This window comes from Streptomyces sp. NPDC031100 (genome assembly GCF_055570785.1).
In genome coordinates, this window is record NZ_JBVIGN010000001.1 from 892,256 (window position 1) to 907,765 (window position 15,510).

The window sequence follows — 15,510 nt, forward strand, 5'->3', positions numbered from 1 at the left end:
ATTACGAAGGGGCTGGTGCGGCGGTGTGTCACCCCTCGAGAGCGCCGAAGTCCACGCCGGTCAGCTGCACGGAGGCGTCCCAGAGTCTCTTCGACGCCTCACCGTTGAGCGTCCAGGGCGCCCGCCAGGACGGCGCCGGCGCACCGCGCCACATCGCGAACGAGGGTCCGAAGAAGGAGTCCGGTCGTACGTCGGCCGCGGTCGCCGCGTACAGCGTCGGCAGCGCGCCGGCCTCCGCAGGCTGGGCGAAGATCCGGTTGCCGATCTCCATGACCCGCTCGGCACCCCTGCGCCCCTCGGCCCGTGGCCCGGCGGTCTGGAGGTTGGTGGCGGCGTAGCCGGGATGGGCGGCGGCCGCGACGACATCGCCACCGTGCGCGGCCACCCTGCGCGCCAGCTCATGGATGAAGAGCAGATTGGCCGTCTTGGACCGGGCATAGGCGATCCAACGCCGATAGCGGGTAGCGCTGTTGAGGTCATGGAGGTCGATGTTGGCGAGGGCGTGCATCATGCTGGAAACGGTGATGACGCGGGCACCCGGTGTGGCCAGCAGGGCGGGCAGAAGCAGCCCGGTCAGCGCGAAGTGCCCGAGATGATTGACCCCGAACTGCGTCTCGAACCCGTCGACGGTCGTCCCGTACGGCAGCGCCATCACACCCGCGTTGTTCACGAGCAGGTCGATACGCTCGTACGGCAACCGGTCCGCGAAGTCCCGCACGGACGCCAGATCCCCGAGGTCGAGCCGCCCGACCTCCACCTCGGCCCCCGGCACCTCCGTCACCAGCCGGTCCCCGGCGTCCCGCCCCCGCGCCTCACTCCGACACGCGAGCACGACCCGCGCCCCCTTTCGGGCAAGCTCCCGCGCGGTGACGTACCCGAGCCCGCTGTTGGCACCGGTGACGACGGCCACGCGGCCGGCCTGGTCGGGGATGTCGCGGGTGGTCCAGCGTGGCCCGTTCATCACGAATCAGCCACCTTTCCTTCACATCCGGTGCCTGGGAGCTACGGTCGTCGGCACATGACGCCGTCTGGGGGGACGCTATGACCAACCCGTACACCTCGCCACCTGTCCCACGTGGGCCCCACCTCGCCCCACGATGGGCTCGAAAGCGGTACGTCCTCTCCGCTCTGGGGCTCGCCCTCTTCGTCGGGGTGGGCATCGGTGCCTCCGGTCAGGACACCTCGGACGACGCCGAGCCCGCTGCCGCCTCGCCACGGCCGACCGTGACCGTGACGGCTACGGCGACCGCCACGGAGACCGCGAAGCCCGAGCCCGCCCCCACCGTGACCAGGACCAGAACCGTCAAGGTCACCAGAACCGTCACGGCGCAGCCCGCGGCGGGTGGCAGTGACGACGGGGGCGGCGCCGCCGGGAGCGTCTACTACGCCAACTGCAGCGAGGCGCGCGCCGCCGGCGTGACTCCGCTGTACGCCGGGGACCCGGGGTACGCCTCCCATCTCGACCGTGATGGAGACGGTGTCGCCTGCGAGTGACCGGGCGGGACATTTCCCGGGCGGGTGGCACAACTTTTCCCGCTGAAGGTGCATCCAACACAGAGACCTACATCCACCCATTCGCCCGATGGAGGCGGAAGCACCATGCTTCTGAATACTCGATTCGTCTCCCGGCGGGGCCTGTCCGCCGTACTGACCGCCGGTGCTGCGGCCCTCGCGACGGCAGGCGTCGCCTGGAGCGCTACGACGACGCCGGCGACGGCGGCTCCGGCCGCGGCGACTCGGGCTTCGGCCAGCCCTCGCACCTGCGCCCTGAGCGACCTCTACCTCTCCATGGGCCACAAGGAAGGCGCGGCCGGGTCGCTCTACTGGTCCATCCAGTTCACCAACACCAGCACCACCAAGTGCGCCCTGCGCGGCTACCCGGGCGTCAGCGTCCTGGACACCGCGCACCGCCAGATCGGACCGGCCGCCACCCGCACCGACCGGTCCTACTCCACCGTCACCCTCACCCCCGGGCACTCCGCCTCCGCGGTGATCCGCACCACCAACGGCCCGATCGGCGGCCCCTGCCTGCGCACCGGCTCCTACCTGAGGATCTACCCGCCGGCCTCGCACAGCGCCACCCTCGTCCCCGCACGCTGGACGATATGTTCGAACACCTTCCAGGTCGGCCCGATCAACACGGAGGGAACCATCTGACCCACCCGGCAAGCCCGGAACGCCGGAGGGGCGGCGCCCCCGCACTGGTGCGCGTCCGAGCTGTGCCATGCCGATGTGCGGGCGGAACTCGCGGACGCTTCGTAGGTGCGGCCGGATGGAGCAGGGCGGTGGCCTCGGCGGGGCACCTCAGGGTGAACGCACTCTGTGAGCGGTGGCCGGTGGTCTGGACCGGACGTTGACTTTCGACTCGTACGACTGTCCGTGCGGGCCGCCCGTCAGCAGTGGCCGTCGGTCCGCGCGCCCCCATCGAGGATGGCCCTGACCACACCCTTCAGCGACGCCGACGGGCTGCCGCCCATCCGCAAGACCCTCACTCCCCCAGCAACTGCGCCGGCGGCCCGAACAACGTGCCCGGCTGCTTCGGCTGACCGGGCGGGTCTGTATGCCCAGGTCAGTCCCTGACCTGGGCGCACCCGCGCTGCCTCTTCAACCGGTGCCGCTCGGCGGTGGTAAGCACTATCGGGCGCGCGGCAGCAACAGGCAAGGCAGGCAAGCCGATCAGAAGAAGTGGATCAGGACGGCCGCAGCCTGCCGCATCCGCTTCCGCCTGTGGTCGGGCTGTGCCGGGGCAGCGGCCCCGGGCGCTCACAGTGATTCCGGAGAGCGTCGACAACGATCAGGCGGCTCAGGAGAGTTCGTGCCGAGTTCCGTCGGCGACTGCGTGGAGCTTGTCGGGGTTGGCCACGTTGTGGATGGTCGAGATGCGGCCTTCCGGATCGAAGTCGAAGGTCAGCGTGGCGATCACGCGGTCCGGGCCGCGGAAGACCACGCCCGGGCCGCCGTTGATCCAGGTGAGCTCTGCCCGCATCTGCCCGGGCTCGATGCCCTGGTAGGTCGCGGTGCCGAGTGCGGCGAACCAACGGGCCACGGATTCCAGGCCGACGACCGGTTTGAGGGCCTGGTGGACCTTGCCGCCGCCATCGGTCCACAGGGTCACATCCGGGGAGAGCAGCTCCATGAGGGTGTTGATGTCGCCGCCCGCCGTCGCCGTGAAGAAACGCTCGGTGACGTCGCGTTGGCGGGCGCGGTCCGCGGTGAAACGGGGCCGGCGGGCCTGGACGTGCTCGCGGGCGCGGTGCGCGGCCTGCCGGACCGCCGCCTCCGAGCGTTCCACCGCCTCCGCGATCTCCGCATAGCTGAAGGCGAAGACCTCCTTCAGCACGAAGACCGCGCGCTCCAGGGGACTCAGCGTCTCCAGCACAACCAGCAGGGCCATGGAGACCGAGTCCGTCGTGGCAACGCCGTCAGCTGTGTCCGGGCCGGTGAGGATCGGCTCGGGGAGCCATGGCCCGACGTAGGTCTCGCGCTGGTGGCGAGTCGAACGAAGCAACTCCATCGCCAGGTTGGAGACGATCCGGGTCAGGTAGGCCTTGGGGTCGGCGACCTGGGAACGGTCGGCCGCCGACCACTTGAGCCAGGCGTCCTGGACCACGTCCTCGGCATCGGCGGCGGTGCCGAGGATGCGGTAGGCGACGGAGAAGAGCAGGGTGCGGTACTGCTGGAAGGCAAGCTGGTCGGGGCCGGCCTGCTGCGGCTGGGTCACTTGACGCTCCGAATCCTGGTGTAGCGGCCGCCGTGCGGCCAGAACGCGCCCGAGGCGGGCATCTTCTTCATCCGGGCGAAGGTCGGCCACGGCGCGGCGGTGACCGTCTCCTTGTACTTTGCGGCTCGCTTACCGGTCAGCACGATCCGGCGCGGGCTGTCGTCGGGGTGGGTGAACTGCACGACGGCGTCGTTCCGGCCCAGACTGACAGGTGTGTGGTAGTAGCCGAAACGGAAGGGATTGGGCTCCTTGCCCGCCAGCACCCGCAGGATCGAGAGGGCCGCGTGCACGCCGGTGGGCATACCCCCCTGACAGGTCCCGTGCATCACGCCGTAGCCCTGACGGATCGCCGCCGCATCGCCCACGGCATAGACGTCCGGGTGGGATACCGAGCGCAGCGCGCTGTCGGTGACCACACGGCCGCGCTCGTCGACGGTCAGGCCGGCGGCGGCCGCCAGCGGCGAGACACGGGTGCCGCTGGTCCACAGCACCGCGCCCGCCGGGATGCTGGAGCCGTCCGCGAGCTCGACACTGTCCGGCAGCACCTTGGCCACCTCGACGCCGCTGCGCACCCGCACGCCGAGCCGGGCGAGCGCCGCGTCCAGGTAGGCCTTGGCCTTCGGGTGCATGCTCGCGCCCGGCTCCTGCCGGCCCAGCAGCACCACCTCGAGCTCCGGGAGCCGCTCGGCGATCTCCGCGGCGGCCTCGACGCCGGTGAGGCCGCTGCCGCCGACCACGACGGTCCCACCGTCGAGCCGGTTCAGCCGGTCGGCGAGGATGGCGGCGTCCTCCGGGCTGTTGAGGGTGTAGGCATGGTCGTCCACGCCGGGGACGGCGACGGTGTTCGCGATGCTGCCCAGGCCGTAGACCAGGGTGTCGTAGCGCAGGACCCGGTCGTCGTCGATCCGGACGGTCTTCGTCTCGGCGTCCACGGCGGTGACCCAGCCACGGACGAAGCCGGCGCCGGTGCCGTCCAGCAGCCCCGGGATGTTCATCTCGGCCGTCTCCTGACCGGTGGCGGTCATGTGCAGTCGGAGCCGCTCGATGAAGGTGTCGTAGGGGTTGACCAGCGTCACTCGCAGGTTTCCGCGTTTCCTGGTGCGGGCCGCGAGCTGGATCGCGGCGGAGAGCCCGGCGTAGCCGGCGCCCAGGACCAGGACCTCGTGCTGCTGCGCTGCTGTCGCGTTCATCGCTCTGCTGTCTCTTTCCTGTCGGTCGTACCCGCTGTGCGGACGACCACCAGACGCAAGCTGCCCTTCCGTTCGTGACATGGGGCCGATATGACCCGCGTCACATCGAGAGCAGAGAGCGTGCGCAGCGTCATCTGGGCTGGTCAGCGACTTGGCTTGACAGTCTCCGCAGAGAAAGCACGGAGGGGCGCCACCCCCGCACAGGGTGGCGCCCCTCCTCTTTCGTGCGCCGGAGCCGTCGTCGATCGGTCTGAGGGTCGGGGACCGACGACGGCTCCGGGGTCTGGCGAGGCCCGGCGATGCGGCCAGGCCTCCGGTGGAGATCAGCGGTGGTCGCTGCCCTCCGACTGGGTCGCCGCGCGGCCGGCCTCGAGGCGGGCTACCGGGATGCGGAACGGGGAGCAGGAGACGTAGTCCAGACCCACCTCGTGGAAGAAGTGGACCGACTCGGGGTCGCCGCCGTGCTCGCCGCAGACGCCGAGCTTCAGGTCGGGGCGGGTCGCACGGCCCGCCTTGGCCGCCGCCTTCACCAGGGAGCCGACGCCGTCCTTGTCGATGGTCTCGAACGGGGAGACTCCGAAGATGCCCTTCTCCAGGTAGGCCGTGAAGAACGATGCCTCGACGTCGTCGCGGGAGAAGCCCCACACCGTCTGGGTCAGGTCGTTCGTGCCGAAGCTGAAGAACTCGGCCGCCTCCGCGATCTGGTCCGCCGTCAGCGCGGCGCGCGGCAGTTCGATCATTGTGCCGATCGCCAGCTTGAGCTTCGTACCCGTCGCCGCCTCGACCTCCGCGATGACCTGGTCGGCCTCCTCGCGGACGATCTCCAGCTCCTGGACCGTGCCGACGAGCGGGATCATGATCTCGGCGCGCGGGTCGGCCTTGGCGTTCTTGCGTTCCGCCGCCGCCTCGGCGATCGCCCGTACCTGCATCGTGAACAGGCCGGGGATGACGAGACCGAGGCGTACGCCGCGCAGGCCCAGCATCGGGTTCTGCTCGTGCAGCCGGTGGACGGCCTGGAGCAGGCGCAGGTCGTTCTCGTTCGCGTCCTTGCGGGACTCGGCGAGGGCGACCCGGACCGACAGCTCGGTGATGTCGGGCAGGAACTCGTGCAGCGGCGGGTCGAGGAGGCGGATCGTGACCGGCAGGCCGTCCATCGCCTCGAACAGCTCGACGAAGTCCTTCTTCTGGAGCGGGAGGAGCTGCTTGAGGGCCTCCTCACGCTCCGCCTCGGTGTCCGCCAGGATCAGGCGCTCGACCAGCTCACGGCGGTCGCCGAGGAACATGTGCTCCGTGCGGCACAGGCCGATGCCCTGGGCTCCGAAGCGGCGCGCGCGCAGCGCGTCCTCGGCGTTGTCCGCGTTGGCGCGGACCCGCAGGCGGCGCTTGCGGTCGGCGAAGGCCATCATCCGGTGGACCGCCTCGACCAGCTCGTCGGCGTCGTCGGCACCCGGGTGCATCCGGCCCTCGAAGTACTCCACCACGGGGGACGGGACCACCGGGACCTCGCCGAGGTACACCTTGCCGCTCGAACCGTCGATGGAGATCAGGTCGCCCTCCTCCACCACGTGGCCGCCCGGCACCGTCATCCGGCGGCGCTTGGTGTCGACCTCCAGCTCCTCGGCGCCGCACACGCAGGTCTTGCCCATGCCGCGGGCGACGACCGCCGCGTGGGACGTCTTGCCGCCACGCGAGGTCAGGATGCCCTCGGCCGCGATCATGCCGTCCAGGTCGTCGGGGTTGGTCTCCCGGCGGACCAGGATGACCTTCTCGCCCGAGCGGGACCACTTCACCGCGGTGTACGAGTCGAAGACCGCCTTGCCGACCGCCGCGCCCGGCGAGGCCGCGATGCCCCGGCCGACCTGCTCGGTCTTGGCGTCCTCGTCGAAGCGCGGGAACATCAGCTGCGCCAGCTGGGCGCCGGTGACGCGCTGGAGGGCTTCCGTCTCGTCGATCAGGCCCTGGTCCACCAGCTGCGTGGCGATGCGGAAGGCCGCGCCCGCCGTGCGCTTGCCGACGCGGGTCTGGAGCATCCAGAGCTGGCCGCGCTCGATGGTGAACTCGATGTCGCAGAGATCCTTGTAGTGGTTCTCCAGGGTCTCCATGATCTGCATCAGCTGGTCGTACGACTTCTTGTCGATCGACTCCAGCTCCGCGAGCGGGACCGTGTTGCGGATGCCCGCGACCACGTCCTCGCCCTGCGCGTTCTGCAGGTAGTCGCCGTAGACGCCCTGGTGGCCCGAGGCGGGGTCGCGGGTGAAGGCGACGCCGGTGCCGGAGTCGGGGCCGAGGTTGCCGAAGACCATGGAGCAGATGTTCACCGCGGTGCCCAGGTCGCCGGGGATGCGCTCCTGGCGGCGGTAGAGCTTGGCGCGGTCGCCGTTCCAGGAGTCGAAGACCGCCTTGATGGCGAGGTCCATCTGCTCGCGCGGGTCCTGCGGGAAGTCCCGCCCGGCCTCCGTCTTGACGATCTTCTTGAACTTGGTGACCAGCTTCTTCAGGTCGGCCGCTTCGAGGTCCGTGTCGACGGTGACCTTCTTGGCCTCCTTGGCCGCCTCGAGGGCCTCCTCGAACAGCTCGCCGTCGACGCCGAGGACGGTCTTGCCGAACATCTGGATGAGGCGGCGGTAGGAGTCCCAGGCGAACCGGTCGTCGCCGGCCTGCTTGGCCAGGCCCTGCACCGACTTGTCGGAGAGGCCGATGTTCAGGACGGTGTCCATCATGCCGGGCATGGAGAACTTGGCACCGGAGCGAACCGACACGAGCAGGGGGTTGTCGGCCTGGCCGAGCTTCTTGCCCATCGTCTGCTCAAGGGCGTCGAGGTGCGCACTCACCTCGTCACGCAGTGCCACCGGCTCCTCGCCGCTGCCGAGGTAGACCTTGCAGGCCTCGGTGGTGATGGTGAAGCCGGGAGGGACCGGAAGGCCCAGGTTGGTCATCTCGGCGAGGTTGGCGCCCTTGCCGCCGAGGAGATCCTTGAGGTCCTTGTTGCCCTCGGTGAAGTCGTAGACGAACTTCACGCCCTCAACGCTCTGGCCCTGCTCGGCTACCTGAGGATCTTTGTTTTCCGACACGGGTCTCGACTCCTTGAGGCCGCGGTGGCTGCCCTGACGGCCAGGAACATACCCAGATCGAAGGCGCATGGGTACGTCCACTTGTGCGTCATGAGCCTGTAACCAGTCGTCCGCCACAGGATCGAAAGTCAAGGCTTGGCAAGCGCGCGACCGCGGATGTTTTCACTTCTTGAACGAATCAACGCCTGTAGACGTCAGATAGCGCTCAGATGAGCGCCGATCGGCACGCCTGAGTTCGATCGATGAACGATCAAGGTGTGGCACTGAGTGCCACACCTTGGAGAAGTGCAGGCGCCCGTGATCCGCTCATCTGAGCGCCACCCCTATCAAGGGTGGCGAGAATCACGCTGCCACAGGCGACGGGATTTCACCATGCGGACCGGAATCCGGACCCGAAACGACGGGAAACGCCGACGTCACACGCCCAGCGCGAGCAGCCGCTCCTCCACCCGCTCCGGCGCGTACAGATGCTCCACGACCAGCGCTCCGGCCCCCACCAGCCCGGCCCGCTCGCCCAGCCGGGACGTCACGACGTCCAGATGGGCCGTGGAGCGGGGCAACGCCCGCTCGTAGAGCAGTTCCCGGACGCCGGTGAGGAAGGGAGTTCCGGCCAGATCCCCGGCGATCATCAGCACGCCCGGGTTGAGCAGGGTCACGACCGTCGCCAGCACGTCCCCGACCCGGCGCCCGGCCTCCCGGGCCAGCGCGGCCGCCTCCGGATGCCCGGACGCCAGCAGGTCCCGTACGTCCGAGCCCGACGCGGCCGGCACCCCGGACTCCGCCAGCCGACGGGCCACGGCGCCGCCGCTGGCGACGGCGGCGAGACAGCCGTACGACCCGCACCGGCACTGCGCGTCGGCGCCCACCCGGATGTGCCCGATGTCGCCCGCGCCGCCGTCGACACCCCGGTAGATCGAGCCGTCGACGACGACTCCCGCGCCGATGCCCGTGGACACCTTGACCAGCACGAACGCCGAGCAGTCGGGGTACCCGGTGCGCTGTTCGCCGTAGGCCATGAGGTTGGCGTCGTTGTCCACCAGGACCGGGACCGCCGGCGCGCCGGTGTGCTCGGTGAAGGCGCGGGAGAGGCGGCCCGTTATGTCGTAACCGTCCCAGCCCGGCATGATCGGCGGCTGCACCACCCGGCCGGTCTCGCTGTCCACCGGCCCGGGCACCGCGAGCCCGATGCCGCACACCTCCTCCGCCCGGTGCCCGGCCTTGGTCAGCAACTCGGCGAACCAGCGGCCGAGTTCACCGAGGACGGTCTCGGGGCCGTCCTCGACGAGCAGGGTGCCGGAGTGTTCGGCCAGGATCTCGCCGGTCAGGGTGAGGACGGCCGCCCGGGCGTGCCGGGTGTCCAGGTCGGCGGCGAGGACGACCGCGTGGGAGCCGTCGAACTCCAGGGTGATGGACGGGCGGCCGCCGAGCGGCGAGTCGACCGGGCCGCCGGCGCCCTCGCGCAGCCAGCCGGCCCGGAACAGCCGGTCCAGGCGCTGGCCGACGGTGGCCCGGGACAGCCCGGTGGCCTCCTGGAGCGCGCCGCGCGTCACGGCCCGCCCGCTGCGCACCAGTTCGAGCAGATCGCCGGCGCTGGCCTGGCTGCCACCCCTGGTGGTCTTGCCGGTTCGGCCGGGCCGTCCGGTCATGCGCACCCCCTTGTGTTTCCCAAGCCTGCAATACATAGTGAGTTTTGCGTGTTAAATAGACGTAACCCTACGGTAGCCACTGCCAAACCCCCGTCGGCCGGACGTCTTCGCGGAGCCCCGAGTGGATCGCACTGCCCAGCTCACTGCCCGTGTCCCGGAGCGCGAGATCGCATACGATCCGCCGACCTCCGCCACATCCGCCACATCCCTGCACGTCAGGGCGGCCCGGGTGCTGGAGGCGAACTGGGCGGGCGCGTCGACGGTGCCCTCCCGGAGCCTGTATCCGCACCAGTGGTCGTGGGACTCGGCGTTCATCGCGATCGGCCTCAGACATCTCTCGCCGCTGCGGGCCCAGACGGAGCTGGAGACGCTGCTGGGGGCCCAGTGGGGCGACGGGCGCGTCCCGCACATCGTCTTCAACCCCTCCGTACCGCTCGACGCGTACTTCCCGAGCCCCGACTTCTGGCGCTCCTCGACCGCGGGGCGCGCCACGGGCGCCCCGCGCACCGTACAGACGTCCGGCATCGTGCAGCCACCGGTGCACGCGCTGGCGGCCTGGCTGGTGCACTGCGCCGACCCCGGCCTGTCCCGGGCGCGCGGCTTCCTGGACCGGGTCTATCCGCGGCTGGCCGCCTGGCACCGGTATCTGCTGCACCGGCGGGACCTGGGCGGGGGCGGCCTGGTGTCCGTCGTGCACCCCTGGGAACAGGGTATGGACAACAGCCCCTGCTGGGACGCCCCGCTCGCCCGCATCACCCCGGCCCCGGCCCGCTCCTTCCGCCGCGCCGACCTCGACCACGGGGCCGCCGAGGACCGGCCGACGGATCTGGACTACGGGCGGTACGTGCGGCTGGCGACCGATTACCGGGACGCGGGGTACGCCGACGGCGACAGCGAATTCGCCGTGGAGGACCCGGCGTTCAACGCCCTGCTGATCGCTTCCGAGCACGCGCTGGCCCGGATAGCCGAGGAGCTGGGCGCGCCCGGCACCGCCCGCCGGGCGCGTGCCGGGCGGCTGACGGCGGCCCTGGTCGACCGGCTGTGGGACCCGGCGAGCGGGATGTTCCTCTGCCGGGACCTGCGCGGCGGGGAGCCGGTGCCCGAGCGCAGCGTCTCCGGTCTGATCCCGCTGCTGCTGCCGGAGCTGCCCCAGGAGGTCACGGCCGCGCTCGTGAGCACGCTGTGCGGCCCGCACTTCGGGCTCGGCGACAGCACCAGGCTGGTCCCGAGCTACGACCTCCTCGGCGAGGCCTTCGACCCGCACCGGTACTGGCGGGGCCCGGCCTGGTTCAACACCGGCTGGCTGCTGGAGCGGGGGCTGCGCGCGCACGGCGACCAGGAGCGGGCGGACGCGCTGCGGGAGGCGGTGCTGAGCCTCGCCGCGGCCACCGACTTCGCCGAGTACGTCGACCCGTACACCGGCGAGGCCTGCGGAGCGACCGGCTTCGGCTGGACCGCCGCGCTCGCGCTCGACCTGTTCCACCAGCCCGAGGGAGCCGGCGTGTCCCCCACGGGCAAGGGCGCGTTCGACAAGAGTGATCAGGGAGGGAAGCGGGCATGACCGACCGGCATCATCTGCTCGTGCACGGGGCGACGTTCGCCGCCGTGGGCGACCGGGGCGACATCAGCGGGGTGCGGGGTTCCGGCTCCCCGGACGGGTTATTCGTACGGGACGCCCGGCACCTCAGCCGCTGGCAGCTCACCGTCGACGGCGCGGTGCCCGAGGTGCTCACGCCGGTCACGGACGGCGACGCGGCCCGCTGTGTGCTGGTGCCGCGCGGCGGCCGGCAGGAGCCGCCCGCGCACACCCTCTTCCGTGAACAGGCCGTCGGCGACAGCTCGCTCGTCGAGTCGCTGCGGGTGACCAGCAACCGCCCGGCGCCCACCACCGTCCGCCTCGCCATCACCGCCGACGCCGACTTCACCGACCAGTTCGAGCTGCGCTCCGACCACCGCACCTACGTCAAGGCCGGCGCCGTACGCTCCCGCGAAGTCCTCGACGACGGCATCGAGTTCACCTACCGCCGGGCCGAGTGGCGGTCCTGTACGACCATCACGGCCGACCCCGCCCCGGACGCGGTCGAGGAGACCGGCACGGGCGCCCGGCGCCTGGTGTGGACCCTGGACCTGGCACCCCACGGCACGACCGAGCTGGTGCTGCGCGTGATGGCCCGCCCGCACGGCGACCGGCGGGCCCTGCGGGTGCCGCGCTCGCCGGCCGCGGTGAACGAGCAACTCCTGGAGCTGGAGGGCAGGTTCGCGGAGGGTGTGGCCTTCCCGACCGGCTGGCCGGAGCTGGCGGCGGCCTGCGCCCGCGGTCTGTCCGACCTGGCCGCGCTCCAGGTCACGGCGACCGGACCGGACGGCGAGGAGCTGCGCGTCCCGGCCGCGGGCGCCCCCTGGTTCCTCACCCTGCTCGGCCGGGACGCCCTGCTCACGGCCCTGTTCGCGCTGCCGTACCGGCCCCAGCTGGCGGCGGCCACGCTCCCCGCGCTGGCCGCGACCCAGGCGAACGGGACCGGTGTGTCCTCGGTCGCGCAGCCCGGCAAGATCGTGCACGAGGTCCGGCACGGGGAGCTGGCGCACTTCGGGCAGGTGCCGTTCGGGCGGTACTACGGCTCGGTCGACGCGACCCCGCTGTTCCTGGTCCTGCTCGGCACGTACGTCGAGCAGACCGGGGACGCCGGCCTCGCCCGCCGCCTGGAACCGCACGCCCGCGCGGCGATCGGCTGGATGCTGGACCACGGCGGGCTGACCTCGCGCGGCTATCTCGTCTACCGCGCCGACGAGGGCGGACTCGCCAACCAGAACTGGAAGGACTCCCCCGGCGCGATCTGCTGGTCCGACGGCACCCGGCCCACCGGGGCGGTGATGGCGGCGGGCGCCCAGGGCTACGCGTACGACGCGCTGCGCCGCACGGCGTGGGTGGCGCGCACGGTGTGGGGCGACGAGACGTACGCCGCCCTGCTGGAACAGGCGGCGGCCGACCTCCGGGACCGCTTCCAGCGGGACTTCTGGATGCGGGAGCCCGCCTTCCCGGCGCTCGCGCTGGACGCGCAGGGCCGCCAGGTCGACGCGCTGGCGTCCGACGCCGGGCATCTGCTGTGGTCCGGTCTCCTGGACAAGGAGTACGGCGAGGTGGTCGGCCGGCGCCTCCTGGAGCCGGACTTCTTCTCCGGCTGGGGCGTGCGCACCCTCGCCTCCGGCCAGTCGGCGTACCACCCGCTCTCCTACCACCGGGGCTCGGTCTGGCCGCACGACAACGCGCTGATCACGCTGGGCCTGGCCCGCTACGGCCTGCACGACGAGGCCCGTACGGTGGCACACGCCCTGGTCGACGCGGCGACGGCCGCCGGTCACCGGCTGCCGGAGGTGCTGGCGGGCTACGGCCGTGACACCCACCCCGAGCCGGTTCCCTACCCGCACGCCTGCATCCGCGAATCCCGCTCGGCGGCGGCGCCGCTCGCGCTGCTCACCGCGGTCGGGGGCGCGTAGCGTGGGGCCGGGGGAAGGAGAGGAGGGTCATGGCCGGACGGGTACTGACCGAGGTCAGCGCCGTTGTCGCGCCCGAGCGAGAAGGCGAGCTGGTCACGGCCTATCGTGAGCTTGTCGCGGGCCCGCTGCCCGAGGGGCTGTTGCGCACCGAGTTGCTGAGTGGACCGGACGGGCGCTGGCGGATCCAGACCCTGTGGCGGGACCGTGCCGCGCTGGACGCGATGCGGGCGGCGGCCCCGGAGGGTCCGGCGGCACCCCGGCTCTTCCGCGCCGTCGGCGCCGACCCGGAACTCGCCGTTCTCGACGTCAGGGCTCATCACGCCGCCTCGCCCGAACCGGGCTGAGCGTCGTCGGCGAAAGGCTTGACGAGGCGTTTGCCCGGTGTTTGCCGAGGTCCGTGAACGGGGGACTCGGGCGAGCCGTACGGGATGACGGCGGGCCAGGCGGGCCGGACTTCTCCGGCCCTGCCCAGCCTCCCCGCGTGGCCCGCCGACTCCGTCACGGGTCTCGCACGGAAGGACCTCCGGGTTGCCTCAGCACACGAGCACGCACCAGCCACCGGGTACGGCCGGGGGAACCCGGGAACTCCTGGAAGAAGCCGAGGCGGCGGTCTCCGAGAAGGACGCGGAGGACCACACAGCGGACGAAGCCGGCACCGAAGCCGCCGCCCCCCGCCCCACCCGCCGCCTCTGGACCGCGTGGTCCTCCCGGAGCCTTCGCTGGCGGGAAGAGCACCCGGCGGGCGCCCAGGTCCTCTCGATCACCCTCACCGTGCTCGCCGCCGTGCTCGTCGTCGTCGCGCTCGTGCTGCCGAACACCGTCGTCGGACTCGGGCCCGCGAAGTTCACGCGGATTCCGGCGGAGGCGGTCATCGGGGCCGCGGTGATGCTGGCGCTGCCGCGCCGGCCGCGGGTGGTGCTGGCCGCGGTGTGCGGGGTCGCGCTGGCCGCACTGACCGTGCTGAACCTGTTCGACATGGGGTTCAACCAGTACCTCGGCCGCGGCTTCAACCCCGTGCTCGACTGGAGCCTCTTGAGCGACGCGGAGTCGTACCTGGAGGACTCGCTGGGCCGCACGACCACGCTCGCCGCCACCGCCGGCGTGATCGCCCTCGTCCTGCTGCTGTTCGTGCTGCTGGCGCTGTCCATGGTCCGGATGAGCAACCTCCTCGCCCGGCACCACGGCACCGCGACCCGCGGCACGCTGATCGCGGGCGTCGTCTGGATCACCTGCTCCTCGCTCGGCCTGCAGATATCCGGCGTGCCGATCGCCTCCGACCGCGCCACCTCAGCGCTGCAATGGCAGCTGCGGCAGGCGCGGAACACCCTGCGGGACGAGGCGGAGTTCCGGAAGGTGGCCAAGGTGGACGCCTTCGGCAACACCCCCGGCTCCCAACTCGTGCCCGACCTGCGCGGCAAGGACATGGTCTTCACGTTCATCGAGAGCTACGGCCGTAGCGCCATCGAGGACCCGGTCATGGCGCCCGGCGTCGACAAGACCCTGGACGAGCGCACCCAGGCGCTGGGGAAGGCCGGCTACCACGCCAAGAGCGGCTGGCTGACCTCGGCGACCTACGGCGGCAGCAGCTGGCTCGGCCACTCCACCACCATGTCGGGGCTGTGGGTCAACAACCAGCAGCGCTACCGCACCGTCATGGCGAGCGACCACATGAGCCTGACGGAGGCGTTCAGGAAGACCGGCGCGTTCGACACGGTCGGCGTGATGCCGGGCGTGCAGAAGGGGTGGCCGGAGCAGAAGTGGTACGGCCTCGACAAGGTCTACAACGCCTTCCAACTCGGGTATCAGGGACCGAAGTTCAGCTGGTCGACCATGCCCGACCAGTACGCGCTCCAGCAGTACCAGGAGCGGGTGCACAGCAAGCAGCCGGCCGACGGCAAGGCGCGCATGTCGCTGCTCATCCTGACCTCCAGCCATCAGCCCTGGGCGCCGATCCCGAAGATGGTCGGCTGGGACCAGCTGGGCGACGGCTCGGTCTTCAAGGGCATCGAGGCGGCGGGCAACAAGCCGGAGGACGTCATCGCCGACACCACCAAGTCCCGCGAGGAGTACGGCAAGTCGATCCAGTACTCCGTGACCGCGCTGACCGAGTGGCTGGAGCGTTACGGCACCGACGACACCGTCCTCGTCTTCCTCGGCGACCACCAGCCGATCGCCCGCGTCAGCGGCAACCGCGCCAGCCGTGACGTACCCGTCTCGGTCGTCGCCAAGGACCCGAAGGTCCTCGACAAGATCGCCGACTGGGGCTGGACGGACGGCCTCCGTCCCGCACACGACGCACCGGTATGGAAGATGAGCGCCTTCCGCGACCGCTTCCTGACGGCGTACGGCTCCACTCCGCATCCGAAGAAGGGCTGACGAGCCTCCGG

The 15,510-nt window shown here is 71.3% G+C and carries 11 protein-coding genes; 6 read left to right on the forward strand and 5 right to left on the reverse strand.

The features are described from left to right. Positions 1-28: 28 nt before the first annotated feature. Positions 29-961, reverse strand: a complete 933-nt coding sequence (locus ACZ5DS_RS04100) for an oxidoreductase (protein ID WP_468233699.1) — start codon at positions 959-961, stop codon at positions 29-31. Positions 962-1,041: 80 nt separating this feature from the next. On the opposite strand from ACZ5DS_RS04100, the gene ACZ5DS_RS04105 reads away from it, so the two are divergent. Both ACZ5DS_RS04105 and ACZ5DS_RS04110 read left to right on the forward strand, forming a co-directional pair. Further along, positions 1,042-1,494 carry an excalibur calcium-binding domain-containing protein gene (locus ACZ5DS_RS04105; protein ID WP_468233702.1) on the forward strand — a complete coding sequence of 151 codons (453 nt, stop codon included), beginning with the start codon at positions 1,042-1,044 and terminating at the stop codon, positions 1,492-1,494. A 105-nt stretch (positions 1,495-1,599) separates the two neighbouring features. Next, positions 1,600-2,157: a DUF4232 domain-containing protein gene (locus ACZ5DS_RS04110; protein WP_468233704.1), complete on the forward strand. Its 558-nt coding sequence runs from the start codon at positions 1,600-1,602 to the stop codon at positions 2,155-2,157. 646 nt (positions 2,158-2,803) lie between these two features. Here ACZ5DS_RS04110 and ACZ5DS_RS04115 read toward each other — a convergent pair. The 4 genes from ACZ5DS_RS04115 to ACZ5DS_RS04130 form a co-directional block, all read right to left on the reverse strand. Then, positions 2,804-3,721, reverse strand: coding sequence for an RNA polymerase sigma-70 factor (locus ACZ5DS_RS04115; protein WP_468233707.1), 918 nt, complete (start codon positions 3,719-3,721; stop codon positions 2,804-2,806). Next, positions 3,718-4,911, reverse strand: coding sequence for an NAD(P)/FAD-dependent oxidoreductase (locus ACZ5DS_RS04120; RefSeq protein WP_468233710.1), 1,194 nt, complete (start codon positions 4,909-4,911; stop codon positions 3,718-3,720). The genes ACZ5DS_RS04115 and ACZ5DS_RS04120 overlap by 4 nt, the downstream gene beginning before the upstream one ends. Before the next feature lie 323 nt (positions 4,912-5,234). Continuing rightward, entirely contained in the window at positions 5,235-7,982 is a 2,748-nt protein-coding gene (ppdK, locus tag ACZ5DS_RS04125) for a pyruvate, phosphate dikinase (protein WP_468233712.1), read from the reverse strand. 416 nt (positions 7,983-8,398) lie between these two features. Beyond that, positions 8,399-9,628, reverse strand: coding sequence for an ROK family transcriptional regulator (locus ACZ5DS_RS04130; protein ID WP_468233715.1), 1,230 nt, complete (start codon positions 9,626-9,628; stop codon positions 8,399-8,401). 121 nt (positions 9,629-9,749) lie between these two features. Between ACZ5DS_RS04130 and ACZ5DS_RS04135 the strand changes: the two genes are divergently transcribed. From ACZ5DS_RS04135 to ACZ5DS_RS04150, 4 genes are all read left to right on the forward strand, one after another. Next, on the forward strand, positions 9,750-11,189 hold the full coding sequence (locus ACZ5DS_RS04135) for an MGH1-like glycoside hydrolase domain-containing protein (RefSeq protein ID WP_468233719.1): 1,440 nt from the start codon (positions 9,750-9,752) through the stop codon (positions 11,187-11,189). Further along, positions 11,186-13,123, forward strand: a complete 1,938-nt coding sequence (locus tag ACZ5DS_RS04140) for an amylo-alpha-1,6-glucosidase (protein WP_468233722.1) — start codon at positions 11,186-11,188, stop codon at positions 13,121-13,123. Before ACZ5DS_RS04135 ends, ACZ5DS_RS04140 begins: the two co-directional genes overlap by 4 nt. A 29-nt stretch (positions 13,124-13,152) precedes the next feature. Beyond that, on the forward strand, positions 13,153-13,467 hold the full coding sequence (locus tag ACZ5DS_RS04145; RefSeq protein WP_468233725.1) for an antibiotic biosynthesis monooxygenase: 315 nt from the start codon (positions 13,153-13,155) through the stop codon (positions 13,465-13,467). A gap of 415 nt (positions 13,468-13,882) precedes the next feature. Continuing rightward, a complete protein-coding gene (locus ACZ5DS_RS04150; RefSeq protein WP_468233898.1) occupies positions 13,883-15,499 on the forward strand; it encodes an alkaline phosphatase family protein in 1,617 nt (538 codons plus the stop codon). The last annotated feature ends 11 nt before the right edge of the window (positions 15,500-15,510 follow it).

What these genes read in the sequence shown, in the direction of transcription:
- ACZ5DS_RS04100 (WP_468233699.1), bottom strand. Translation starts at nt 961, where the DNA reads ATGAACGGGCCACGCTGGACCACCCGCGACATCCCCGACCAGGCCGGC.
- ACZ5DS_RS04105 (WP_468233702.1), top strand. Translation starts at nt 1,042, where the DNA reads ATGACCAACCCGTACACCTCGCCACCTGTCCCACGTGGGCCCCACCTC.
- ACZ5DS_RS04110 (WP_468233704.1), top strand. Translation starts at nt 1,600, where the DNA reads ATGCTTCTGAATACTCGATTCGTCTCCCGGCGGGGCCTGTCCGCCGTA.
- ACZ5DS_RS04120 (WP_468233710.1), bottom strand. Translation starts at nt 4,911, where the DNA reads ATGAACGCGACAGCAGCGCAGCAGCACGAGGTCCTGGTCCTGGGCGCC.
- ACZ5DS_RS04130 (WP_468233715.1), bottom strand. Translation starts at nt 9,628, where the DNA reads ATGACCGGACGGCCCGGCCGAACCGGCAAGACCACCAGGGGTGGCAGC.
- ACZ5DS_RS04140 (WP_468233722.1), top strand. Translation starts at nt 11,186, where the DNA reads ATGACCGACCGGCATCATCTGCTCGTGCACGGGGCGACGTTCGCCGCC.
- ACZ5DS_RS04145 (WP_468233725.1), top strand. Translation starts at nt 13,153, where the DNA reads ATGGCCGGACGGGTACTGACCGAGGTCAGCGCCGTTGTCGCGCCCGAG.